Genomic DNA, 25,195 nt, shown 5'->3' with positions numbered 1-25,195 from the left:
TCATGGGCCCGTTCGTGCGGGGAGCTGCGGTCAGAGCTGGCCGACGACGTGGTCGATGCAGGCCGTGAGAGCCTCGACGTCCGCCGGGTCGATCGCCGGGAACATCGCGACCCGCAGCTGGTTGCGGCCCAGCTTGCGGTACGGCTCGGTGTCCACGATGCCGTTGGCGCGCAGCGCCTTGGCGATCGCGGCGGCGTCGATCGACTCGTCGAAGTCGATCGTGCCGACCACCTGCGAGCGCTCGGCCGGGTTGGTGACGAACGGCTGCGCGAAGGAGGACTTCTCGGCCCAGGTGTACAGGCGGGACGAGGAGTCGGCCGTACGGGCGACGGCCCAGTCGAGCCCGCCGTTGCCGTTCAGCCACTCCAGCTGGTCGGCCAGCAGGAACAGCGTCGAGATCGACGGGGTGTTGTACGTCTGGTCCTTCGACGAGTTGTCGATGGCCGTCGGCAGGTCGAAGAACGGCGGGATGTACCGGCCGGAGGCGGCGATCTCGGCGGCGCGCTCCAGTGCGGCCGGGGAGAAGGACGCCAGCCAGAGGCCGCCCTCGGAGGCGAAGGACTTCTGCGGCGCGAAGTAGTAGACGTCGGTCTCGGTGATGTCCACCGGCAGGCCGCCGGCGCCCGAGGTCGCGTCGACCAGCACCAGGGAGCCCTCGTCGCCGCCCACCGGGCGGTTGATCGGCATCGCGACGCCGGTCGAGGTCTCGTTGTGGGTGAGGGCGTAGACGTCCACGCCCGCCTCGGCGACCGGCAGCGGGTGGGTGCCCGGCTCGGTCTTGATCACCGACGGGTCGGCCAGCCAGGGGGCGGCCTTCACCGAGGAGGCGAACTTGGAGGAGAACTCGCCGAAGTTGAGGTGCTGGGACTTCTCACGCACCAGGCCGAAGGCCGCGATGTCCCAGAAGGCGGTGGAGCCGCCGTTGCCGAGTACCACCTCGTACCCCTCGGGGAGGGAGAAGAGGCTGCTCACGCCCTCGCGCACGCGCTTCACCAGGTCCTTGACGGGAGCCTGGCGGTGCGAGGTGCCCAGCAGGGCGGAGCCGGTCGCGGCGAGGGCACTCAGGGCCTCGGGGCGCACCTTGGACGGGCCGCAGCCGAAACGGCCGTCTGCGGGCTTGATGTCAGCGGGGATCTGGATCTGAGCCACAGGCGCAGCCTACTGGCTCGGATTGCGGAGTTGTTACGGTCGTCCGCCCGCTGAGATGTGATCTTTGCGGCGGAGGGCGGGCAGGACGGCGAAAACGGGCCCGGGGAGCATCGCTCCCCGGGCCCGCCCCGGCGTGTCGGCCCTCCGCCCGGTCAGGGGACGCCCCCTGACCGGTGAGCCGGTGGCCGCCCGGGCCCGGCCCGAAGGCGCGGGCCCGGGCGGCCGGGTGGATCAGTGCGCGATCGACTCGTAGCCGGCCACGTCGCGCGGGCTGCGCGGGCCGGGGCCGATGTAGCGGGCGGCCGGGCGGACCAGCCGGCCGGTCCGCTTCTGCTCCAGGATGTGGGCCGACCAGCCGGCGGTGCGGGCACAGGTGAACATCGAGGTGAACATGTGCGCGGGGACCTCGGCGAAGTCCAGCATGATCGCGGCCCAGAACTCCACGTTGGTGGCCAGCACGCGGTCGGGGCGGCGGTTGTGCAGCTCCTCCAGCGCGGCCTTCTCCAGCGCCTCGGCGATCTCGAAGCGCGGCGCGCCGAGCTCCTTGGCGGTGCGGCGCAGCACGCGGGCGCGCGGGTCCTCGGCGCGGTAGACGCGGTGGCCGAAGCCCATCAGCCGCTCGCCCTTGTCCAGGGCCTGCTTGACCCAGGCGGTGGCGTCGCCGGTGCGCTCGATCTCCTCGATCATGCCGAGCACGCGGGACGGCGCGCCGCCGTGCAGCGGGCCGGACATCGCGCCCACCGCGCCGGAGAGCGCGGCCGCGACGTCGGCGCCGGTGGAGGCGATCACGCGGGCGGTGAAGGTGGAGGCGTTCATGCCGTGCTCGGCGGCCGAGGTCCAGTACGCGTCGATGGCCTTGACGTGCTTCGGGTCGGGCTCGCCGCGCCAGCGGATCATGAAGCGCTCGACGACCGTCTCGGCCTTGTCGATCTCGCTCTGCGGCACCATCGGCAGACCCTGGCCGCGGGCGGACTGCGCCACGTACGACAGGGCCATCACGGCGGCGCGGGCGAGGTCGTCGCGGGCCTGCTCGGCGGAGATGTCGAGCAGCGGCTTGAGGCCCCAGACCGGCGCCAGCATGGCCAGCGCGGACTGCACGTCGACCCGGATGTCACCGGAGTGCACCGGGATCGGGAACGGCTCGGCGGCGGGCAGGCCGGGGTTGAACTTGCCGTCGACCAGCAGGCCCCAGACGTGGCCGAAGGAGACGTGGCCGACCAGCTCGTCGATGTCGACGCCGCGGTACCGCAGGGCGCCGCCTTCCCGGTCGGGCTCGGCGATCTCGCTCTCGAAAGCGACGACTCCCTCAAGCCCGGGTACGAAGTCGGACATGCGACGGCTCCTTCAGTTCTGCGATCGGCGGGCGGCCGTGGTGGGGCAGCACGCCTGTGACCGATGGTGGTTGGCACTCGGTGCCAGAATCTCAGGCACCGGGTGCATTACGCCATACACCACCGAGGTGATGTTTCCCGGAGGCCGCCCCACATGGCGCCCGTCCTTGTTCCGGATGCCCGGTCCGGCCGTGGTTCCTGCGGAACCAACCGGTCTGATCAGGACAATCCCCCGTAGGACGGGCAGTGAAGCGGTGGCGAGACACCTTATCTCCCACCGGGGTTTGTCCGGACGTAGCGGTGCCCGTTGCTTGTCGTACGGGATGATGTTGCCGTGCAGACCCCGGAAAGCGACCACCCAACGCCCCCGAGCCCGGACCTCGCCGCGATGCGCGAGCACTACACCCACGAGGGCCTGGCCGAGACGGACCTCGCCGGCGACCCGGTGACCCAGTTCACCCGCTGGTTCCACGACGCGGGCCGGGCCGGGGGAGCCGAGCCCAACGCGATGGTGCTGTCCACCGCGGACGCCGACGGGCGGCCCAGCTCGCGGACCGTCCTGCTGAAGGGCTACGACCGGCGCGGATTCGTCTTCTACACCAACTACGGCTCCCGCAAGGGCGCGGAGCTCGCCGCCAACCCGTACGCCTCGCTGCTCTTCCCCTGGATCACGCTCGCCCGCCAGGTGATCGTCCAGGGCCGGGTGGAGAAGGTCGGCCGGGACGAGACCGCCGCGTACTTCCGCACCCGCCCGCACGGCTCCCAGCTGGGCGCCTGGGCCAGCGAGCAGTCCAGCCCGGTCGACGGCCGCGAGGTGCTGGAGCAGCGCTACGCCGAGCTGGAGCGCCGCTACCCCGAGGGGGAGGGCGTGCCGGTGCCGCCGTTCTGGGGCGGTTACCGGGTGGTGCCGGAGGTCGTCGAGTTCTGGCAGGGCCGGGCGAACCGCCTGCACGACCGCCTGCGGTACGTCGCCGAGGGCGCCGACTGGCGGGTGGAGCGGCTCTGCCCGTGAGGGGCGGGGCGGCTGCCCCCGAGGGCTGCGCGGCGGGCCGCGCGGCCCCGTCGTGGTGGGGCCGTACGGCTGACAGCCGCGCGGCGCAGCACGAGGTCTGAGAAGGTGTCAGGTGTAGGATGCGCGACGCGGACCGGGTCTGATCCCCTATCCCCAGCCCGCTCCGCCGAGAGATCGAATGAGGGACTGATGAGCGTCACAGGTGCGGACGTCGGCGCTGGCCTCTGCTCTGATCTGGTCGACGTCGCCGACCTTTCCCTCGACGAGCTCGACGACCTCCCGGACACCGTGCTCGGCGACCTGCTGCGCCGGATCGTCGCGGACGCGGTCACGCCCGGCGCCGAGCCGGTGGCCGCCTTCCAGTCCGCGCTCTGAGCCGGTCCGCGCTCTGAGCTGGTCCGCGGCCTGAGTCGGTCCGCGCTCCGGGCCGGCCGGCACGTCGAGCCGCCCGACCGCCCCCGACCGCCAGTCTCGCCCGGCCCGCGCCCCGCTCCCGCCGGCGCGCGCCCCGCGCCGCCCCGGCCGCCGCAGGCCCGCCCGCGGCGCCGTCCCCGCCGGCCAGGCGATGTCACGGTTCCGGTCGGATTCCGTCCGCAAGCCGACCCGATATCGACGAACTCCCTTACGGCACAGGCTGAGTTCACGACAATCTGGGTATGACAGCAGGAAAAAGTCGCGGCTCTTGCGGGCCCTGGGGGGTGCAGTGCGGCCGTATTTCTTCTTCAGCTACGCGCGGCAGGACTACGAGAACGGCGGGGTGTTCGTCGACCGCTTCTTCCGGGACCTGCGGGACGAGCTGAGCCGGATCGAGCCCGCCGCGGCCTTCGAGGAGCTCAGCTACCGGGACACCGACGTCCTGCGGCTGGGCGACAACTGGGAGCAGCAGCTCGCCCAGATGCTCGGCACCTGCCGGACGATGGTCGCGCTCTACTCCCCGGCCTACTTCGCCAGCCTGTACTGCGGCAAGGAGTGGACGGCGTTCCGCGGCCGGGTGCGCCGGCACCAGGAGCTCACCGGTGACGTCGTGCCCGCCCTGATACCGGTGCTCTGGGACTCCCTGCCGGGCGAGCTGGCCTCCGAGGTGCAGAAGATCCAGTACGTCCAGCAGGGGATGGGCGACACCTACGTCCGCTCCGGACTGCGCGACCTGCTGCGCACCGACCCCGGCGGGCCCGACTACCGCAAGGTCGTCGAGGTGGTGGCCGCCCGGATCAGGGACGCCGCCGCCCGCCCGCTCAGCGAGCTGCCCGAGTTCGACCTGGGCGCCGTCCGCGGCTACTTCCCCGTCCCGGTGCAGGCCGCCGCCCCGCAGCCGGCCTCGGCGGGCATGGTGCGGATCTTCGTCGCGGCCGGGCGTTCCGCCGACGGACCGCCGGCCGCCTCCGGCCTCGCCGTCGCGGCCGGGGCCGGCGCCGCCGGTGGCGCGTCCGGCGGCGGGTGGTACGGCAGCCGCCCCTGGCAGTGGGCGCCCTACCACCCGCCGACCAGCCCCTCGTTGGTCGTCCGCGCCCAGCAGGTGATCACCGCGGCCGGCCACATCACCACCTGGGACGAGGTCCGGCCGGGCCTCGGGGCCCAGCTCGACCAGGCCCGCGAGGACAGCCAGGTGAGCGTCCTGCTGGTGGACCCGTGGGTGGCGGGCGCCGAACCGTACCGGGAGGCGCTGCGCGAGTACGACGGCCAGAACCACCCCGTCACGGGCGTCCTGGTGCCGGCCGGCACCGGCGACCCGGCCGGCGGGCCGGAGCGGGACGCGCTCTGGGCCGGTGTGCGCGGCGTGTTCCAGCGCAACTGGCTGCGCCGCAGCGATCCCGAACAGCTCTTCCGCGTCCGGGTGCCCAGGGAGAGCTTCGACACCGAGCTCGCCATCATGGTGACGGTCGCTCAGAACAAGCTCATGGACGACAACTTCGATTGGGGGGACGATGACGACGGCGCCGCCTTCGGCTTCGGCCCCGGTGGTGCGGACGGCGGCCCGGTGATGCCCGGGCTGTCGATCCCGGCGGGGCCGCCCGGCCCGCGCCGCAGCCCCGACGGGCCGGCCGTCGACACGAGGGGGGACCAGGACGATGACCGCTGAGCCCGGAGCGGGCACCGGGGTGACGGGCCGGGGTTCGGTCGTCACCTTCTACTCCTTCAAGGGCGGCACCGGCCGCACCATGGCCCTGGCCAACGTGGGGTGGATCCTCGCCAGCCGGGGCCTGCGCGTCCTGGTCGTCGACTGGGACCTGGAGGCGCCGGGCCTGCACCGCTACTACCACCCGCTGCTGGTCGACCCGGAGTTGCACGCCACCGACGGGCTGATCGACCTGCTGCGGGCGTACGTCCGGCAGTCGCTGCCCTCCACCGGCGGCCCGGCCGGGCGGGGCCCCGAGGAGTGGCTCGACGAGCCGGGCCGGCTGGACGGCTACACCTGCGGCCTCGCCCTGGACCTGCCCCCGGGCGGGAAGCTGGACTTCCTGCCCGCCGGCCGGCAGAACGCCGCCTACTCGGCGGCCGTCACCAGCTTCAACTGGCGCAGTTTCTACCACGGCCGCGACATCCGCGGCGGCGAGTTCCTGCGCGCGCTGCGCGAGCGCTGGGCGCAGGCCTACGACTACGTGCTGATCGACAGCCGCACCGGTGTCAGCGACACCTCGGGCATCTGCACCGTGCTGATGCCCGACACCGTGGTGGACTGCTTCACCTTCAGCGCCCAGAACATCCGCGGCGGCGTGGACGCCGCCCGCACCATCGCGGAGGCCGAGGAGCGCGCGATCCGGGTCATGCCGGTGCCGATGCGGGTCGAGGACGCCGAGCAGGAACGGCTGGAGGCCGGGCGGGACTTCGCCCGCGAGTCCTTCGCCCCCTACCTGGGCCGCTGGCTGCCCGCCGAGCGCCGGGCCGGCTACTGGAGCGACGTCGAAGTCCCGTACAAGCCCTTCTACGCGTACGAGGAGGTGCCCGCCACCGTCGCCGACCGCCCGCAGGAGGCCCGCAGCCTGCTCAACGCCTTCGAGCGGCTGGCCGGCTGGATCACCGACGGCAGGGTCCGCGCGCTGCGCCCGCTCTCCGGCGAGGCCCGGCGCCGGCTCTACGGCGCGTACCTGCGCTCCAGCCGTTCGGTGCCCCGCCAGGTGTACGTCAGCTACGCCCCCGAGGACCGGATCTGGGCCGAGTGGGCCGCCTCGGTGCTCACCGGGTTCGGCTACCAGACCTCGCTGCACAGCGCCGCCGAACCCTCCGCCGGGCTGCCCCCGGAGGCGGCCGGACCGCTGGAGGGGCAGGGCAGGCTGCTGGCCCTGCTCTCGCCCGAGTACACCGCGCTGCCCCGGGCGGCCGAGGTCTGGCAGCTCCTCAGCGGGCAGGAACTCGCCACCGGCGCACCGCTGGTGGTCGCGCTGCGGCTGCAGGAGTCGGACGACCCGGTGCCCAGGCCGTTCGTCGGGCGGGCGGCGGCGGAGCTGGTCCGCTCCTCGGCGGTGCTGGCCGAGTCGCAGCTCTACGGCGAGCTCGGCCCCGCCCCCGGTTCGAGCCGCCAACTGGGCACGGACAGCGGTGAGTTCGCCACGCCGTCGCGCTTCCCCGGAACGACCCCGCAGGTGCAGGACGCGCCCTCGCGCAACGCCTCCTTCACCGGCCGCGGTCGGCTGCTGGAGTTGCTGCGCAACCGCTTCACCGCGGGCTCCAGTGCCGTCCTGAGCCAGGTCCTGTACGGCATCGGCGGGGTGGGCAAGTCGCAGACCGCCGCCGAGTACGCGCACCGGTTCAAGGCCGCGTACGAGGTGATCTGGTGGGTGCCCGCCGAGGAGCCCGCCAACATTCCGCAGAAGCTGGCCGAACTCGCCCCCCGGCTGGGCATCCAGGGCAGCGACGACGTGGCGCACACCGCCGCCGCGGTGCTGGACGCGCTGCGCCGGGGCCAGCCCTACCGGCGCTGGCTGCTGGTCTTCGACAACGCGGGCACCCCCGAGGAACTCGCCCCCTGGCTGCCCGCGGGCTCGCCGGGCGGCCACGTCCTGATCACCTCCCGCAACCAGGGCTGGTCCAAGCACGCCGGGCTGGTGGAGGTGGACGTGTTCAGCCGCGAGGAGAGCGTCGGGCTGCTCCGGCGCTCCAACGCGGGCCTCGCCCCGGAGGACGCGGACCAGGTCGCGCACCTGCTGGGCGACCTGCCGCTGGCGGTCGGGCAGGCGGCGGTCTGGCTGCAGGAGACCCCGATGCCGGTCGCCACCTACCTGGAGCTGCTGGACGACGCGCTGACCGAGATGCTGGAGCGGACCAGGCTGCGACCGGCGGAGTACCCGCACTCGGCCGCCGCCACCTGGCGCATCTCGGTGGAGGAACTGCGCGGCGTCAACGGGCCGGCCGCGCAGATCCTGGAGATCTGCGCGTTCTTCGGGCCGGACGCCATCCCGATGCGGCTGCTCTACAGCCGGGCGGTCACGCACGCCCTGACGCTGCCGCCGTTCGCACCCCGCGACAAGCTCGCGATCGGCGAGTTCCTGCGCGCCATCAACCGGTTCGGCCTGGCCAGGACCGACCAGGGCAGCGAGACCCTCACCGTGCACCGGCTCGTCCAGGCGGTGCTGCGCGACCAGGTCGACGAGGGGCGCAAGGCGGAGATCCGGGCCGTCGTGCACGACGCGCTGGCCGCCGCCAACCCGGGCGACCCCGACATCCCGACCAACTGGCCGCAGTACGCCGAACTGCTGCCGCACCTCGGGCCGTCCGGCGCGGCCGGCAGCCCGGACGAGCGGGTCCGCCAGTGGATCATCGACTCGGTCCGCTACCAGTGGAAGCGCAGCCTGCACGAGTCCGGCCGCGAGCTGGCCGAACGCACCCTGGAGCACTGGCGCGAGGACACCTTCGGCGGCCCCGGCTTCGACGTGGAGAACGACGCCCAGACCCTGATGCTGCGCACCCAGCTGAGCAACATCCGCCGCTCCCAGGGCGCGCTGCAGGAGGCGTACGAGATGGACAAGGACATCCTGGAGCGGTTCCGGGCGACGCTGGGCCCCGAGCACTCGCACACCCTCGCCGTCGCCAACAGCCTCGGCGCCGACCTGCGCTTCCTCGGCCGCTACCAGGAGGCCCGGGCGATGGACCGGCAGACCCTGGACGCGGCCCGGCGCACGCTCGGCCCCGACCACCCGCGCACCCTCATGATCACCAACAACCTGGCCGTCTCCGACTACCTGGCGGGGGACCGCAGGGCCGCGCTGGAGCGCCACCGCCGCAACTACCACCAGCAGCGCGACGCGCTCGGCGCGCACAGCCTGTACGCGCTCTCCTCCGCCAGCAACTACGCCCGCGACCTGCGCGAGACCGGCCGGCTGCGGGAGGCCCTGGACCTGCTGGAGGACACCGTCCGCACCTACCAGCAGACCATCGGCGACTCGCACACCGACACCCTGCGCGCCCGCAAGAACCTCGCGGTCGCGCTGCGCCGGGCCGGCCGCTACGTCGAGGCGGTGGAGATCGACGAGGACATCTACCAGCGCTACCTCGACATCAACGGCGCCGAGCACCCCGACACCCTCGCCGCCGCCTCCAACCTGGCCAGCGACTACAACGCGCTCGGCGACACCGAGCGGGCGATCCCGCTCGCCGAACGCGCCCTCGCCCGCTACCGGGACTACCTCGGCGAGGACCACCCGGTCACGCTGGCCGCCGCCAACAACCTCTCGGTGTACCTGCGGCTGGTCGGGCGGGTCGCCGAGTCCCGCGACCTGTCCGGCCGCACCCTCGCCCAGTTCCGGGCCGTCCTCGGGGACGACCACCTCTACATCCCGATCGCCATGATGAACCACGCCAACGACCTCGTCCTGGCCGGCGAGGCCGCCGAGGCGCTGGCCCTGGAGGAGCAGGCCGCGCCGCTGATGGCCGAGACCCTCGGCCCCGACCACTACGACACCATCGGGATCGTCTCCAACCTGGCGCTGAGCCTCGCCGCCGCCGGGCACCGGGAGCGGGCCGCGCAGTTGCGGGAGGACTGCGTGCGCCGGGCGCGGCAGACGCTCGGCGAGGAGCATCCGACGACGGTGGCGGTGAAGGCCGCGACCAGGCTCGACTCCGACATCGAACCGCCGTCCGTGTGACGCCGACCTGACGCAGGGTCAAGTCTTCAGTAGTCTCGGCCCATGGCCGGCGAACCCGCGAGCACGGAGGCGCGGTCCGCGCTGCCGTTCCGCCAGTACCTGTTGAAGATCCACAGTCGCTGCAACCTCGCCTGCGACTACTGCTACATGTACGAGGCGGCCGACCAGAGTTGGCGCTCGCGCCCGCGGCGGATGGAGCTCGCCACCGTCCGCAGGACGGCCGCGCTGATCGCCCGGCACGCCGCCGAGCACGGCCTCGACGAGGTCGCGGTGATCCTGCACGGCGGCGAGCCGCTGCTGGTCGGCGCCGCCCACCTGGACGCCCTGCTCGGCGAACTGGCCGCCGCGCTGGACGGTCGCACCGCCGTCCGCTTCAGCCTGCAGACCAACGGCCTGCGGCTGCTCGACGAACCGGCCCTGCTCGACGTCCTGCACCGCCACCGGGTCGCCGTCGGCGTCTCGCTGGACGGCACGCCGGCCGACCACGACCGCCACCGCAGGTTCCCCGACGGGCGCGGCAGCCACGCCCGGACGGCCGAGGCGCTGCGGCTGCTGGGCTCGCCCGAGCACCGCGCGCTCTTCGCCGGCCTGCTGTGCGTGGTCGACCCGGCCGCCGATCCCGTCGCCACCTACGAGGCGCTGCTCGCCTTCGCGCCGCCGCGCGTGGACCTGCTGCTGCCGCACGGCACCTGGGAGGCCCAGCCGCCGGGCGTCCTGCGGGTCCGGCCGACCGCGCCGCCGACCCTCCCGCACCCGGCCGGGCCCGGCGGGCCCCCGGTGACGCCCTACGCCGACTGGCTGCGCGCCGTCTTCGACCGCTGGTACGACGCCCCCCGGCGGGAGACCGGGATCCGGCTGTTCGAGGAGCTGGCCGTCCTGCTGCTCGGCGGTCGCGCCGCCAGCGAGGCCGTCGGGCTGGCCCCGGTGGACCTCGTGGTGGTCGAGGCGGACGGCACGATCGAACAGGCGGACAGCCTGAAGGCCGCCTACGACGGCGCCCCGGGCACCGGCCTGGACGTTTTCCGGCACGACTTCACCGCCGCCGCCGCCCACCCCGCCTTCCGTGCCCGCCAGCGCGGCCGCGCCGGGCTGGGCCCGGTCTGCGCGGCCTGCCCGCTGGCCCGGGTCTGCGGCGGCGGCCTGTACGCCCACCGGTACGCGGACGGCGGTTTCGCGCACCCGTCGGTGTACTGCGCCGACCTGGCGGTCCTGATCGGCCACATCGGCAACCGACTGCGCCACGACCTCGCCCGGCCGGGCGGTCCGGCGCCGGCCGGCCGCGCGGTGGCGGGCGCCCGGTAGCGGCGGTGGGCCGGGTGCGGGGCGGCCGGTGGCCGCGGACGGATGACGGCGCCCGGGCCGGCCCCCGGCGGCAGGCGGTGGCCGGAGGCGGGCGAACGACGGCGGACGAACGACGGTGGACGGCGGGTACGGGCATGACGGAGGGCGCGGTGGCGGGCGGTACGACGGGAAGCGGTGCGACGAGGGGCACGGCGGGGCCGGGCGGCGTGCCCGGGGCCCGGGCCCAGGTCTCCGAGGGGCTCCGGCGGCACGGGGTCGACCGGGCGACCTTCACCGCCCTGGCACGGGCCCGGGGCGGCGCCGGGGCCGTCCGGCTGCTGCGGGCCGGGCAGCTCAGCAAGCGGACGCTGCTGCTGGTCGCGCTGCGCCGCGCGGTGCCGGCGCCGGAGCGCGACGCGTTCGAGCGCGCGTACGCCGAGGTGTGCGCCCTCCAGCGCGCCGAGCGGGCCCGCTGGGAGCGGCTGCTGCTCCGGCCCGAGTTCGACGCCTGGGCGGCCGGCTGCCTGCACCGACTGGCGGCCGGCCGCGAGGCCCCGCTTGACCGCCTCGCCGGCTTCCTGCGCGAGCCCGGGCCGGTCGCGGTGCCCGTCCGCTTGGAGTGCGACGGGCTGCGCTGGGAGCCGCTGATCGCCGAACCCGGACCGTACCGGGAGCTCTTCGGCCACCCGGTCGGCGGTCCGCCGACGGCGGCCGAACTCGACGCCTGGCACGGCCTGCTGGCCGGGGCCTGGGAGGTCCTGGTGCGGCGCCACCGCTGGCACGCCGAGGCCGTGAGCGCCTGCGTGTCCACCCTGGTGCCGCTGCGCCCGGCCCCGGACGGCTCGGCCGTCAGCGCGGCCGCCAGGCGGGCGTACGGCGCGGTGGCGGCCTCCCGCCCGGCCGAGCCGGTGCTGCTGGCCCTGGCCCTGGTGCACGAGTTCCTGCACGTCCAACTCGGGGCGCTGCTCGACCTGGTGCCGCTGCACCGGCCGAACGGCGCGGCGCGCTACCACGCGCCCTGGCGGCCGGACCCACGGCCGGTCGGCGCCCTGCTCCAGGGCACGTACGCGCACCTGGGGGTGACCGACTTCTGGCGCGGCGAGCTGGCCGCGGGCGCGCCCGCCCAGGCCCGGGCGGGGCGCGAGCACCGGCGCTGGCGCACCCACACCGGGGCCGCCGCCGCCACCCTGCTGGCGGGCGGAGAACTGACCCGGGCCGGGGCGGAGTTCACCAGGGTGCTGGCGGAGGCCGCCGAGCTCGGGCCGGATTGCTCCGGGGGAGGAGGCGCCACAGCAGCCGAACGGGTGGATTTCGCCGCAGAAGGTGCAGCTGCGGGGCCGTGGTCGTCAACGTGATTCGCGGCATCCTACGCGGCCGGGTCGCCGTGCCAGTACATTGTCAGTCAGCTGTAATACCCGTTATCAGCCATCTCAACCGCCCCGGCGCACAGCAGAGAGACATCGACATGACTCCCGCACTCGCTACCAGGCCCACCGACGACCTGACGGACCCTCAGTCGACGGCAGGCCGCGCCTCACTTGCCGAACTCGCCTCGCTGGGTGCCGAGGAGATCACCGCGCGACTGCACCGCGCCCTGCCGGGCGCTGGCTCGGGCCAGGTCCCGGTCGCCGCGTTCAATTCCTCGATCTGAGAGGCCGAAGGCCCCACGGTTCCGTCGATACGAAATGGCGCGCATTCTGCTGCCCTTTACGCAATTCGTTGTGAAAGTGCACAGTCGCTGCGATCTTGCCTGTGATCACTGCTATATCTACGAGCACGCCGACACGTCGTGGCGGGCCCGTCCGAAAACGATCAGTGACCAGGTGCTGGCCAGGATCGCCGAGCGCATCGGCGAACACGCGGCCACCCACCGGCTGCCCGTCGTCCGGGTCGTCCTGCACGGGGGAGAACCCCTGCTCGCCGGCCCGGAACGGCTGCGCCGCACCGCGGAGGCGATCCGGGCCGCCCTGCCGCCCGGCTGCACCCTCGACCTGCGGATCCACACCAACGGGGTGCTGCTCGACCGCCGCTTCTGCGAGCTCTTCGACGAGCTCGACGTCCGGGTCGGCATCTCGCTGGACGGCGACCGCGCGGCCAACGACCGCCACCGGCGGTACGCCGACGGCCGCAGCAGCCACCCCCAGGTGCTCCGGGCGGTCGCGCTGCTGCGCCGCCCCGAGTTCCGGCACCTGTACGCCGGCCTGCTGTGCACGATCGACATCGAGAACGACCCGGTCGCGGTCTTTCGCGCGCTGGCCGAACTCGCCCCGCCCGCAGTCGACTTCCTGCTTCCGCATGCCACCTGGGAGGCACCTCCCAAGCGGTTGCCCGGCGGGGGGGAGGCGCCGTACGCGCAATGGCTGCTGGCGGTCTACGACCACTGGGAGGCGGCCGGGCGGCCGTTCGCGGTCCGGACCTTCGAGTCCGTGCACCGGACGGCCCGCGGACTCTCCAGCCTCACCGAGTCCCTCGGCCTGGACCCGGCCGACCTCGTCGTCCTGGAGACCGACGGCAGTTTCGAGCAGGCCGACAGCCTCAAGACCGCCTTCGACGGCGCCCCCGCCACGGGCCTCGACGTCCACACCCACACCCTTGACGAAGTCGCCCGCCACCCCGGCATGATGGACCGCCAGGCCGGCCTCGCCGGGCTCAGCGCCACCTGCAGGGCATGCCCCGTGGTGCGCTCCTGCGGCGGCGGTCTGTACGCACACCGTTATCGGAGCGACAGTGGTTTCGACAATCCCTCCGTCTACTGCGGGGACCTCATGAGCCTCATCAACGGGATCACCGACCGGGGGGCACCGGCGCCCGCCACCGACCCCGCCCTGCTGCCCGGCCAGGCCACCGAGCCCGCCGTACCCGTCCTCACCGACCGCCAGCTCGGCGAACTGGCGGCCGGGCACGGCGCGGCGGACACCGTACGGGTGCTGGCCCGGGCCCAGCTCGGCATCACCCGCGGCCTGCTCGCCGCCGTCTGGGACGCCACCGGACAGCGCACCTCGGCCGGTTGGGAGCTGCTCGCCGAACTCGACGCGGCGGCGCCGTCCGCCGTGGACGCCGTGCTGGGGCACCCGTACGTCCGCGCCTGGGCCGCCCGGCGGCTCGGGGGCGACCCCGCGGCCGGGCCCGGCACCCTCGCCGAACTCGCCGCCGCGGCGGCCGTCCGGGCCGGGCGCGGCGACCGCCTCACCCTGAACGTCCGGGGCGGCGCCCTGCACCTGCCCACCCTCGGCAGCCTCGACGTCCCCGACGGCGACACCGAACTCACCGGCGGGCCGGACGGGTTCACCGTGCGCACCGCCGGGCACGGCGTGATCACCGTCCACGAACGGACCGTCGACCCCCGCTGGCACCCGGTGCGCCGGATCCGGCTGGCGGACGGCTGGACGGCCGTGCTGGAGGACACCGATCCGCAGCGCGACAGTCACCAGTGGCCGGTGGAGCCCCGCCTCGCCGAGCCGGAACTGCTCGCCTGGACGGGCGCGCTGCGCGAGGCCTGGGAGCTGCTCGGGCGCGATCTGCCGCAGTACGCCGAGGGTGTCCGGGCCGGGCTCACCGTGATCACCCCGCTGCGCCCGGGCCCCGACGGTCGGGACGTCAGCGCCGCCGCCCGGCAGGCCTTCGGCGCCGTGGGCATCGCCAGGCCCGCCACCGCCCCCGTCCTCGGCCTGCTGGTCGCGCACGAGTTCCAGCACGTCAAGCTCGGCGCCGTACTGGACCTCTGGGACCTCCATGACCGGGCCGACACCCGGCTCTACCACGCACCCTGGCGACCCGACCCGCGACCGCTGGAGGGCCTGCTCCAGGGGACGTACGCCCACCTCGCGGTCACCGAGTTCTGGGGCACCCGGACGCTCGCCTACGACGGGCTGCCCGGCGCCGCCGCCGACCACGCCCGGCTGCAGTTCGCGATCTGGCGCGCCCACACGGCGCAGGCCGTCGAGCGGCTGGCCGACTCCGGCTCGCTCACCGCCCTCGGGCTGCGGTTCGCCGACGGGATGCGTGCGACGGTCGCGCCGTGGCTGGCGCTCGCGCTGCCCGGCGAGGTGGAGCGGGCGGCCGACCGGGCCCGGGAGGAGGCCGTGGTGAGCGGCTGATCCGCACGCCCCCGCGGTGACCCCGCGCGCCCGCGCGCACTCCCACAGGCCCGTGCACTCCCGCAGGCCCGCGCACGACACGGCCACTTCGACCACGACCCCGGCCGACCCGGGGTCCACCTCCATCAGGGACCAGCCATCCTCGCCCTCGACCCCCGCTCCCGCCGCGCCGCCGGGCACCACACCCGCGCAGGCCTCGCCGCCGACCTGTACGACCTGGGCGTACGGCCCGGTGACCTGCTGTTCGTCCAGGCCTCGCTCCGCTCCCTCGGCCCGGTGCCCGGCGGGCCCGCCACCGTGGTCGGCGCCCTGCAGGACGCACTCGGCGGCCCCGGAGAGGGCACCCTGGTGGGCTACACCGGGACCCCGGAGAACTCCGACACCTCGCGGCTGGCCGCCCGGCTCACCGAGGGGCTCTCCCCGGCCGAGGCCGAGGCCCACCGCGCCCGGATGCCCGCCTTCGACCCGGAGCGCACCGCCAGCTCACCGACCATGGGCGCGCTCTCGGAGCAGATCCGCACCACCCCGGGCGCCCGGCGCAGCAACCACCCGCAGACCTCCTTCGCCGCCGTCGGCCCGCTGGCCCGCGAGGTGACCCGGACCCACGACCTCGACTGTCACCTCGGTCAGGCCTCGCCGCTGGGCCGGATGCACGACCTGGACGCCAAGGTGCTGATGCTCGGCGTCCCGCTCGCCCGCTTCACCGCCTTCCACCTCGCCGACCTGCGGATGCCCGGCGTGCCGAACAGGCGATACGGCTGCGTGGTCAAGGACGGCGCCGAGGGCCGCCGCTGGGTCCACTTCGAGGCGCCCGACCTCGACGACCTGCACTTCCCGGCACTCGGCGAGGCCCTGCTGGCGGAGGCCGCGGGCCTGCGCCGGGGCCGGGTCGGCGACGCGGACGGACTGCTCGTCCCGATGGCCGAGGCGGTGGGGGTGGCGACCCGCCACCTGCTGCGCCGGCGGAGCCCGCAGCCGGCCTGACACCGCTCCCGGCAAGGCCCGTACGCCTGCGATCGTCCGGGACATGACGAGTGATCAACCCCGTTGCGCTATTCCATTGGAGTGCAAGTCGTTCCTACACTGAAGCCCCCGTCCGCGGGGGTTCAGTGGTGGACGGGCCAGGGGGAGGCGCGTGTGTACGACCCTGGGGGCTGGGACGAGGATGCGTCCCGTCCTTACTTCTTCCTCAGCTACGCCCACACGCCGAAGGCGGGCGCGCGCGGGGCCGGGGACCCGAACCACTGGGTCCGCCAGCTCTACCGCGACCTCTGCGAGGCGGTGCTCCAGCTCACCACGCTGCCGGCCGGCGCGCCGGTCGGGTTCATGGACGAGAGCATGCACCAGGGCGAGCTGTGGGCCGACCGGCTCTCCCAGGAGCTCGCCGCCTGCCGGGTGTTCGTACCGCTGTACTCGCCGCGCTACTTCAGCAGCGTCGCCTGCGGCCAGGAGTGGCACTCCTTCACCCAGCGGCCGGTGTACCCCGCCAACCGCGACTCGGAGCGCACCAGCGGCGTCGTCCCGGTGCTGTGGGTGGCGATGGGCCAGTACAAGCTGCCCGAGGTGGCCAGCCAACTCCAGTTCAACCACGCCAGTTTCGGGCCCGACTACGCCGCCGAGGGCCTCTACGCGCTGATGAAGCTCAGCTACTTCCGGTCCGCCTACGAGCTGGCCGTGCACCGGCTGGCCCGGCGGATCGTCGAGGTGGCGGAGGAGACCGTGATCCCGGTCGGGCGCAAGCTCGACTTCCAGGCCCAGCCGAGCGCGTTCAACGTGGCCGCGCCCACCAAGCAGCTGCGGATCTCGGTGCTCTCCTACCACCGGGCCGAACTGCCGCCGGGCCGCAACGCCGACTACTACGGCACCCGCCGCACCGACTGGCACCCCTACCGGCCGGCCGCGGAGCGGCCCCTGGCCGAGCACGCGGTCCGACTGGCACGGCAGTTGGGGTTCCAGCCGAGCGTGCACGAGTTCGACGAGGAGGTCGAGGAGCTGACCGGCGGCGGCCAGCCCACCGCCCCCGGCCTGCTGCTGCTCGACCGCTGGGCGCTGCGCGACGAGCAGCGCCGCGAGCTGGTCCGCCGCTTCGACCGCAGCAACGCCGCCTGGGTCGGCGTGCTGGAGCCGTGGAACCGGGACGACCCCGACTGCGTCGAGCACGAGGGCCCGTTCGGGGAGCTCAGCGACCAGGCCCTGCGGCTCACCCACCGGGTGGCCCGCCCCAGCTTCCAGGGACTGGGCGCCGGGCCGACCGGCCTGGCCAGCCTGGAGGACTTCGACGACGCCCTGCCCAGAGCGGCGATGAAGGCCAAGTACGCCTTCGAGGACCGGACCAGAACGGGGCCGGGCGAGAGCGCCGCGCCCCGGCCGAGCCTGCGCGACGCGTTCCGCGGCGGGCGCGGACGCGAAGCCGCGGGCCTCGCACCCGACACGGACCACCACCCAGCCAGTGCCGACAGCGACAGCCCTCAGGACGGGGCCGAGCCCGGGGGAGGACACGCATGAGCGAGAGCCGGACCAGGAACCTCCGGGTGGCGGGCCGCGAGGCGGCCAGAGGACCCAAGCCGCAGGCGGAGGAGGACCGCAACGGCCGGATCGTCACCTTCTACTCCTACAAGGGCGGCACCGGGCGGACGATGGCGCTCGCCAACACCGCCTGGATCCTGGCCGCCAACGGCTTCCGGGTGCTCACCGTCGACTGGGACCTGGAGGCGCCGGGCCTCGCCAAGTTCTTCCACCCGTTCATCGACCAGGCGGCCCTGGCCGGCACCACCGGCATGATGGACCTGATCGCCGAGTACCGGGAGGAGGCCCTGCGCCCGGTCGAGCACGCCCCCGACTGGCACCTCGACTTCGCCCGGGTGCACCCGCACGCCCTCTCGCTGGCCTGGCCGCTCTTCCCGAGCGGCGGCAGCCTCGACTTCCTCTCGGCCGGCCAGTTCAACCGCGACTACTCCGAGTCGGTCGGCCGCCTCGACTGGGACATCTTCTACGACCGCTTCGACGGGGGGCAGTTCTTCGACGCGCTCCGCGCCGACATGCGCAAGCGCTACGACTACGTCCTGATCGACAGCCGGACCGGCCTGTCCGACATCGCCGAGATCTGCACCGTGCAGATGCCCGACGACCTGGTGGTCTGCTTCACCCTCAGCGACCAGTCCATCGACGGCGCCTCCCGGATCGCCCAGCACATCCACGACCGCTACCGGGACCGCGGCATCCGGATCCTGCCGGTGCCGATGCGCATCGACGAGGGCGAGAAGGAGAAGGCGGACGCCGGCCGGGCGCTCGCGCGGATCCGCTTCGACGGCCTCCCCGCCGGCCTCGACGGGGACCAACTGGCCCACTACTGGGGTGCGGTGGAGATCCCGTACCGGCCGTTCTACGCCTACGAGGAGATCCTCGCCACCTTCGGCGACCAGGGCGGCAGCCCCACCTCGATGCTGGCCGCCTGCGAGCGGCTCACCGGCATGCTCACCGAGGGCCGGGTCGGTTCGCTGCCGGCGGTCGACGAGGAGGTCCGGCTGCGGTACGTGGACGCCTTCACCCGGCGCCGCCCGTCCGTGCCCGCCGACCTCTACCTGTCCTACGTGCCCGAGGACCGGATGTGGGCCGACTGGATCGAGTCGGTCCTCAGCCGGGCCGGGTTCCGGGTGCTGCCGCGGGACCTCAGCGCGGGATCGGACCCGCGGCACGAGACCGAGCGCGGCATCGACGCGGCGTACCGCACGGTCGCGGTGCTCTCGCCCGCCTACCTGCGGTCGCCGCAGGCCCGCGCGCTCTGGGAGTCCGTGGTCAGTTCCGACCCGTCCGGCACCCGGCGCCAGCTGGTGCCGGTCCGGGTCGGCGACGTGCGCCTCACCGCGCCGTTCAGCAACCGCAACCCGGTCGACCTGGTCGGCCGGGACGAGGCGCAGTCCGTGCAGACGCTGCTGCGCGCGCTCGGCCGCGGCGACATCCCGCTGGAGGAGGCCCCCGGCACCGGCCCGCGGTTCCCGGGCAGCAAGCCGCAGGTCTGGGACGTGCCGCCGCGCAACCCGTCCTTCACCGGCCGCGCGACGGTGCTGGAGCAGCTGCGCAACCAGCTGCGCGGCGGGATGGCCGCCGTCCTGCCCACCCCGCAGACCCTGTACGGGCTCGGCGGCGTCGGCAAGACGCAGGTCGCGCTGGAGTACGCGCACCGGTTCATGTCCGACTACGACCTGGTCTGGTGGATCGACGCCGAGCAGACCGAACTGGTCGCCCCCGCACTGGCCGAGCTCGCCCGCCGGCTGGGCCTGCGGGTCGGCGACTCGGTGACCGAGGCGGCCGAGGCGGCCCGCGAGGCGCTGCGGCGCGGCACCCCGACCTCGCGCTGGCTGCTGATCTTCGACAACGCCGACGAGCCGTCCGAGATCCGCCGGTTCTTCCCCGGCGGCTCCGGCCACATCCTGGTCACCTCGCGCAACCAGGCCTGGTCCGGGCACGCCGAGGCGCTGGAGGTGGACGTCTTCACCCGCGGCGAGAGCATCGAGCACCTCTGCCGCCGGGCCCGCGGCCTGTCGCGGACCGACGCCGACCGGGTCGCGGAAGCCGTCGGCGACCTGCCGCTCGCCGTGGAGGTCGCCGCCGCCTGGCTGGACACCACCGGCACCCCCGTGGACACCTACGTCTCCCAGCTCCAGGCCGAGGCCGCCCGCGCCCTGGCGGTCGCCCGACCGACCGACTACCCGACGCCGGTCGGCGCCACCTGGAACGTCTCGATCGGCCGGCTGCGGGTGCAGTCCCCGGCGGCGGTGCGGCTCCTGCAGCTCTGCGCGTTCTTCGCGCCCGAGCCGATCTCGATGAACCTCTTCTACAGCGACCAGATGATCCGCGCGCTGGTGAAGTACGACCAGGACCTCAGCGACAAGTTCATGCTCGGCAAGGTCATCCAGGCGATCGGCCGGTACGCGCTCGCCAAGGTCGACGCCGGCAGCAACAGCTTCCAGGTGCACCGCCTCGTCCAGGCGGTGATCCGCTCGGAGATGTCCGAGGACGACCAGGAGGTCGCGGTGCACGAGGTGCACCGCATCCTCACCGGCGCCCGGCCCGTCCTCGGCGACACCGACGACCCGGCCAACTGGCCGGCGTTCGACGAGATCTGGCCGCACCTGTCGCCGTCCAGGGCGCACAACTGCGACGAGCCCGACACCCGCCAGCTGCTCATCGACCGGGTCCGCTACCTCTGGAAGCGCGGCGAGCTGGAGCGCGCCCGGGACCTCGGACACGCCCTGGACGAGGCCTGGACGGGCAAGCTCGGCGAGGACGACCGGCAGACCCTGCTGCTGCGCTTCCAGCTCGCCAACGTCCTGCGCTCGCAGGGCTCGTACGCCGAGGCGTTGGCCCTGGACGAGTCCACGCTGGCCCGCCAGCGGCGGCTGCTCGGCGAGCACCACCCGTACACCCTGATGACCGCCGGCTCGCTCGGGGCCGACCGGCGGGCGCTCGGCCTGTTCCAGTCCGCGCTCGACATGGACCGCGAGATCCTGGAGCAGTTCCGGGAGTTGTTCGGCGACGACAATCCGCGCACGCTGTCCATGGCGAACAACCTGGCGATCGACTACCGGCTGGTCGGCGACAGCGAGGCCGCCCGCGACCTGGACCAGGAGACCCTGGACCGCCGGACCTCGGTGCTCGGCCCCAAGCACCCGTACACGCTCTCCACCAAGTCCGCGCTCGCCCGGGACCTGCGCGAACTGGGCGACTACAAGGGCTCGGCGGAGCTCGCCCGGGAGGTCATGAACGACCTCATGGACGTGCTCGAACCCGACCTCCCGGAGAACCTGCGCAACGCCAAGTCGCTCGCCGTCTCGCTGCGCAAGGCCGGCAGCCTGGCCGAGGCCCGCCGGATCACCAAGGAGACCTACGAGCGCTACCTGGAGCGGTACGGCGCCGACGCCCCCGACGCGCTCGCCTGCGCGCTCAACCTGGCCGCCGACTACAGCGCCTCCGGCGACAAGGAGGCCGCCCGCGACCTCGCGGTCACCGTCTACGACGGCCACCGGCGGCTGTTCGGCGCCGAGCACCCCTTCACCCTCGCCTGCGCCAACAACCTGGGCATCTACCTGCGCGGCAGCGGTGAGACCCAGGAGGCCATCGCGCGCGGCCGGGAGACCGTCGAGGCGCTGCGCAGGACGGTCGGCAACGAGCACCCGTACACCCTCAGCGCGATGATCAACCTGGCCAACGCCTACGGCGACGACGGCCAGTACGACCGGGCCGAGGCACTGGAGCGGGCCGCCCACACCGGCCTCTGCAACCGCTACAGCCCGCGCCACCCGGACGCCATCGCCTGCGAGGCCAACCTCGCGGTCACCCTGCGCGGGGCCGGCCGGCACACCCAGGCGGCCGAGCTGCGCGCCCGGGCGGTCGCCGAGCTGATCCGCCAGCTCGGCGAGGAGCACCCCAACACGGTCTCCGCGCGCGGCTGGAAGCGGATCAACCGCGACCTCGAACCGCAGCCCGTCTAGGCCCCGGTCCCGCCGCGGCCCGCCGCGGCCCGCCACGGCCCGCTGCGAGTCCCCGCCGGGGGCCCGCGCCGGACCGTGGCGGGTACGCTGCGGGCGTGATGAGCGACAGCCCCCTGCCCCCCGTCCTGGTCACCCGCCGGCTCGCCCCCGGGGTGATCGAGCGGCTGACGCCCTCCTTCGAGGTCACCCTGCACGACGACGAGCGGCCGATGGACCGGGCGGAGCTGCTGAAGGCCGTGCACGGCCGGTCGGCGGTGATCACCACCCTGGACGACGTGGTGGACGCCGAGTTCCTGGACGCGGCGGGGCCCGGCCTGCGCATCGTCGCCAACCACGCGGTGGGGACGCACAACATCGACGTGGCCGCCTGCGCCGCCCGCGGCGTGCTGGTCAGCAACACCCCCGGCGTGCTCACCGCCGCCACCGCCGACATGGCCTGGGCCCTACTGCTGGCCGCCACCAGGCGGCTCGGCGAGGGCGAGCGGCTGCTGCGTTCGGGGCGGCCCTGGGCCTGGGCTCCCACCTTCATGCTCGGCACGGAGCTGGCCGGCACCCCGCTGGGTGTCCTCGGCATGGGCCGGATCGGGCAGGCGGTGGCCCGCCGGGCGGCGGCCTTCGACATGCCCGTCAGCTACCACAACCGCACCCCGCTCCCGGCGGCCGGCCCGGACGGCGGACCCCGCTGGCTGCCGCTGGAGGAGCTGCTCGCGCAGTCCACCGTGCTGGTGGTCACCTGCCCGCTGACGGACGGCACCCGGCACCTGCTGGACGCCGACCGGCTGGCCCTGCTCCCCGCCGGCGCCGTGGTGGTCAGCATGACCGCCGGGGTGGTCGACGAGCTCGCGCTGGCCGCCGCACTGGAGTCCGGCGCGCTGTTCGCCGCCGCGGTGGACAACTTCGAGCACGAGCCCGCGGTGCCGGCCGAGCTGCTGGCCCAGGAGCGGGCCGTCCTGGTGCCGCACCTGGGCAGCTCCACCGTCCGCACCCGGCAGGCGATGGGCGGCCTGGCCGTGGACAACGTCCTCGCCGTGCTGGCCGGCGGCGAGCCGGTGACGCCGGTGACGCCGCGCTGAGACCGGATTCCCCTGCGTACCGCCCCCGACGCCGCTTGGTGGCCGTGAGCCGGTGAGGCGGGGCGCCGGCCTGCCTGCTCGCGCTTCCCGCCGCGTCCCCGCCCGACCTCCCCGCCGGGCCTTCCCCTCCCGCGTCCCGGGCCCTCCCCTCCCGCCCCGCGCCCGCCCCGCCAGGGCCTTCCGCGGGCTGCGCCCGTACGCCCGCGTGCTTTCGGGATCGACAAAGGACACAAGGTGTCCTAATGTCAACGTTGTGTCCTAGCGGGGGTGATCGCCCCCCGCCAGGCCGTTTCCCGTGACCGCCCGGTTCCAAGGAGGCCCTTCCGTGGCAGAGACGTTCGGTGCGACGAAACAGGAGCTGGTGGATCTCGCCCACCGCCGGATGGGCTCCGCGATCCCCGACAGCGACTGGACCATCCGGCAGAAGGTGGCACTCACCTGTCGGATCCTGTTCGACGCCGGCCACGACTCCGGGCTGGCCGGCCAGATCACCGCTCGGGCCGAACGGCCCGGGACGTACTGGACCCAGCGCCTCGGGCTGGGCTTCGACGAGATCACCGCGGACAACCTGCTCCTGGTGGACGAGGACCTCGACGTCCTCGAAGGCAGCGGGATGGCGAACCCGGCCAACCGGTTCCACAGCTGGGTGTACCGGGCCCGGCCGGACGTGAACTGCATCATCCACACCCACCCCCTGCACATCGCGGCACTGTCGATGCTGGAGGTGCCGCTGGTGGTGTCCCAGATGGACCTGTGCCCTCTCTACGACGACTGCGCGTTCCTCCCGCTCTGGCCGGGCATCCCGGTCGGCAACGAGGAGGGCGAACTCATCTCGGCGGCCCTCGGCGACAAGCGCGCACTGCTGATGGCCCACCACGGCCAGCTGGTGGCCGGGGCGTCGGTCGAGGAGGCCTGCTCGCTGGCGGTGCTGATCGAGCGCGCCGCGAAGCTCCAGCTGCTGGCGATGTCGGCCGGAACCGTCCGGGAGATCCCCGACGCGCTCGCCCGCGAGGCGCACGACTGGATCTCGACGCCCCGGCGCGACCAGGCCGCGTTCTCCTACTACGCCCGCCGGGCGCTGACCACCCACCAGGACTGTCTCACCGGAGGTGCCTGAGATGACCGGGACCGTACTCGAAGGAATCATCGCCTACCCGGTGACGCCGTTCGCGGCGGCCGACGGCCGGGTGGACACCGGGCGGCTGGCCGCCCTGGTCGACCGCCTGGTCGGGGCCGGCTGCCACGCCGTCGCCCCGCTCGGCTCCACCGGCGAGAGCGCCTACCTGGACGACGAGGAGTGGTACGAGGCCGCCGAGGCGTCGGTCGCCGCGGTGGCCGGCCGGGTGCCGACGGTGGTCGGGGTCGCGGACCTCACCACCCGCAGCGCCGTCCGCCGGGCGCGGTTCGCCGAACGCGCCGGGGCCGACGTGGTGATGGTGCTGCCGCTGTCCTACTGGAAGCTCGACGAACGCGAGGTGGTCCGGCACTTCAGCACCGTCGCGGACGCGGTCGGCATCCCGGTGATGATCTACAACAACCCGGCCACCAGCGGGATCGACCTGTCACCCGAGCTGATGGTCTCCCTGGTGGAGCGGGTCGACAACATCACCATGGTCAAGGAGAGCAGCGGCGACGTGCAGCGGATGCACCGCCTCGCCCAACTCTCCGAGGGCCGGCTGCCGTTCTACAACGGCAGCAACCCGCTGGCGCTGGAGGCCTTCGCGGCCGGGGCGGCCGGCTGGTGCACGGCGGCGCCCTGCCTGATCCCGGAGCTGGCCCTGGAGCTCTACCGCGCGGTCCGGGCCGGGGACCTGCCGGCGGCCCGGGCGGCGTTCTACCGCCAGCTGCCCGTCCTGCAGTTCATCCTGAAGGGCGGCCTGCCCACCACCGTCAAGGCGGGCCTGGCGCTGGACGGGTTCCCGGTCGGTGATCCCCGGCAGCCGCTGCTCCCCCTGGACGCGGGCCGGACCGGGGAGCTCGCGGAGCTGCTGGCGGCCGCGCGCTGAACCGCCGGGCACCCCACCGGACACCCATCCACCGGACACGCCGCCGTCCGGGCCCGGCTCAGGGCAGCGCCGGGACCCGGTCGGCGGGCTGCCCGGGATCGTCGTGGATCACGATCAGGACGGTGGCGGGCGTCGGCCCCAGCCGCCGCGAGCGGTGCGGCAGACCGGCGTTGAAGTACACGCTGTCACCGGTGCCGAGGGTGATGGTCCGCTCCGGGAACTCCAGCTCGACCTCGCCCGCGTGGACGAAGAAGAACTCCTCGCCCGCGTGCGACTTGTACGGCGAGCCGGCCGGGTCCTCGGGCGGGTACATCACGAACGGCACCATCCGCTTGCCGCTCAGCCCGGTCGCGATCCCCTCGTACTGCGGCCCGCCGGCGGTGTCGGTGCCGATCGGGGTCCGCTCCCCGGCCCGCACCACGGTGACCAGTTCGGGTTCGACCTCCTCGGAGAAGAGCCGCCCGACGTCGACCCGCAGGGCCCGGGCCAGCTTGAGCGCGGTCGAGATCGAGGGCACGCTCAGGCCGCGCTCGACCTTGGACAGGTAGCTCTTGGTCACCCCGACCTGCTCGGCGAGAGCGTCCAGGCTGAGGCGGTTCTGCTTCCTCAGCACCCTCAGACGGCTGGTCATGCGGCACCCCTCACCTGGAACGTTCCGGGGACCGAGTATTCCAC

At 74.0% G+C, this 25,195-nt stretch carries 17 protein-coding genes; 14 read left to right on the top strand and 3 right to left on the bottom strand.

Features of this window, described 5'->3' with window-relative positions; all coding sequences use genetic code 11:
• Positions 1–30: 30 nt before the first annotated feature.
• Positions 31–1,149 (bottom strand): phosphoserine transaminase, encoded by a 1,119-nt coding sequence (gene serC, locus ACFTWP_RS04100; RefSeq protein WP_380262440.1) that lies wholly within the window; start codon positions 1,147–1,149, stop codon positions 31–33.
• Positions 1,150–1,380: 231 nt separating this feature from the next.
• On the bottom strand, positions 1,381–2,481 hold the full coding sequence (locus tag ACFTWP_RS04095) for a citrate synthase 2 (RefSeq protein ID WP_380262438.1): 1,101 nt from the start codon (positions 2,479–2,481) through the stop codon (positions 1,381–1,383).
• A gap of 387 nt (positions 2,482–2,868) precedes the next feature.
• On the opposite strand from ACFTWP_RS04095, the gene pdxH reads away from it, so the two are divergent.
• The 14 genes from pdxH (at position 2,869) to ACFTWP_RS04025 (ending at position 24,520) form a co-directional block, all read left to right on the top strand.
• Positions 2,869–3,492 (top strand): pyridoxamine 5'-phosphate oxidase, encoded by a 624-nt coding sequence (gene pdxH / locus ACFTWP_RS04090; protein WP_380262728.1) that lies wholly within the window; start codon positions 2,869–2,871, stop codon positions 3,490–3,492.
• 189 nt (positions 3,493–3,681) lie between these two features.
• A complete protein-coding gene (gene fxsA, locus ACFTWP_RS04085) occupies positions 3,682–3,867 on the top strand; it encodes an FxSxx-COOH cyclophane-containing RiPP peptide (protein ID WP_380262436.1) in 186 nt (61 codons plus the stop codon).
• 328 nt (positions 3,868–4,195) lie between these two features.
• Positions 4,196–5,572, top strand: coding sequence for a TIR-like protein FxsC (locus tag ACFTWP_RS04080; RefSeq protein ID WP_380262434.1), 1,377 nt, complete (start codon positions 4,196–4,198; stop codon positions 5,570–5,572).
• Positions 5,562–9,572: an FxSxx-COOH system tetratricopeptide repeat protein gene (gene fxsT / locus ACFTWP_RS04075; RefSeq protein WP_380262432.1), complete on the top strand. Its 4,011-nt coding sequence runs from the start codon at positions 5,562–5,564 to the stop codon at positions 9,570–9,572. The genes ACFTWP_RS04080 and fxsT (ACFTWP_RS04075) overlap by 11 nt, the downstream gene beginning before the upstream one ends.
• A gap of 42 nt (positions 9,573–9,614) precedes the next feature.
• Positions 9,615–10,874 (top strand): FxsB family cyclophane-forming radical SAM/SPASM peptide maturase, encoded by a 1,260-nt coding sequence (locus ACFTWP_RS04070; protein WP_380262430.1) that lies wholly within the window; start codon positions 9,615–9,617, stop codon positions 10,872–10,874.
• A 134-nt stretch (positions 10,875–11,008) separates the two neighbouring features.
• A complete protein-coding gene (locus tag ACFTWP_RS04065; protein WP_380262428.1) occupies positions 11,009–12,208 on the top strand; it encodes an aKG-HExxH-type peptide beta-hydroxylase in 1,200 nt (399 codons plus the stop codon).
• 110 nt (positions 12,209–12,318) lie between these two features.
• The gene (fxsA, locus tag ACFTWP_RS04060; protein ID WP_380262426.1) at positions 12,319–12,504 is read left to right on the top strand and encodes an FxSxx-COOH cyclophane-containing RiPP peptide; all 186 of its coding nucleotides are present in this window, start codon (positions 12,319–12,321) and stop codon (positions 12,502–12,504) included.
• 34 nt (positions 12,505–12,538) lie between these two features.
• Complete coding sequence (locus ACFTWP_RS04055) at positions 12,539–14,950, top strand: FxsB family cyclophane-forming radical SAM/SPASM peptide maturase (RefSeq protein ID WP_380262424.1); 2,412 nt, start codon at positions 12,539–12,541, stop codon at positions 14,948–14,950.
• A 138-nt stretch (positions 14,951–15,088) separates the two neighbouring features.
• On the top strand, positions 15,089–15,934 hold the full coding sequence (locus tag ACFTWP_RS04050; RefSeq protein ID WP_380262727.1) for an aminoglycoside N(3)-acetyltransferase: 846 nt from the start codon (positions 15,089–15,091) through the stop codon (positions 15,932–15,934).
• 153 nt (positions 15,935–16,087) lie between these two features.
• Positions 16,088–17,455 carry a TIR-like protein FxsC gene (locus ACFTWP_RS04045; protein ID WP_380262422.1) on the top strand — a complete coding sequence of 456 codons (1,368 nt, stop codon included), beginning with the start codon at positions 16,088–16,090 and terminating at the stop codon, positions 17,453–17,455.
• Positions 17,452–21,441, top strand: a complete 3,990-nt coding sequence (gene fxsT, locus ACFTWP_RS04040; RefSeq protein WP_380262420.1) for an FxSxx-COOH system tetratricopeptide repeat protein — start codon at positions 17,452–17,454, stop codon at positions 21,439–21,441. Before ACFTWP_RS04045 ends, fxsT (ACFTWP_RS04040) begins: the two co-directional genes overlap by 4 nt.
• Positions 21,442–21,539: 98 nt before the next feature.
• Complete coding sequence (locus ACFTWP_RS04035; protein WP_380262418.1) at positions 21,540–22,514, top strand: 2-hydroxyacid dehydrogenase; 975 nt, start codon at positions 21,540–21,542, stop codon at positions 22,512–22,514.
• A 325-nt stretch (positions 22,515–22,839) separates the two neighbouring features.
• Positions 22,840–23,631 (top strand): aldolase, encoded by a 792-nt coding sequence (locus ACFTWP_RS04030; protein ID WP_380262416.1) that lies wholly within the window; start codon positions 22,840–22,842, stop codon positions 23,629–23,631.
• A gap of 1 nt (position 23,632) precedes the next feature.
• Positions 23,633–24,520, top strand: a complete 888-nt coding sequence (locus ACFTWP_RS04025) for a dihydrodipicolinate synthase family protein (protein ID WP_380262414.1) — start codon at positions 23,633–23,635, stop codon at positions 24,518–24,520.
• Between the two features lie 58 nt (positions 24,521–24,578).
• Here ACFTWP_RS04025 and ACFTWP_RS04020 read toward each other — a convergent pair whose 3' ends face one another.
• Positions 24,579–25,151, bottom strand: coding sequence for a helix-turn-helix domain-containing protein (locus tag ACFTWP_RS04020; RefSeq protein ID WP_380262412.1), 573 nt, complete (start codon positions 25,149–25,151; stop codon positions 24,579–24,581).
• Positions 25,152–25,195: the final 44 nt, after the last annotated feature.

Origin of the sequence: Kitasatospora sp. NPDC057015, from assembly GCF_042673745.1 — a bacterium.
Taxonomy (GTDB): Bacteria; Actinomycetota; Actinomycetes; order Streptomycetales; family Streptomycetaceae; genus Kitasatospora.
The sequence above is the reverse complement of the archived record's forward strand: the minus strand, read 5'-3'. Positions and strand labels throughout refer to the sequence as shown.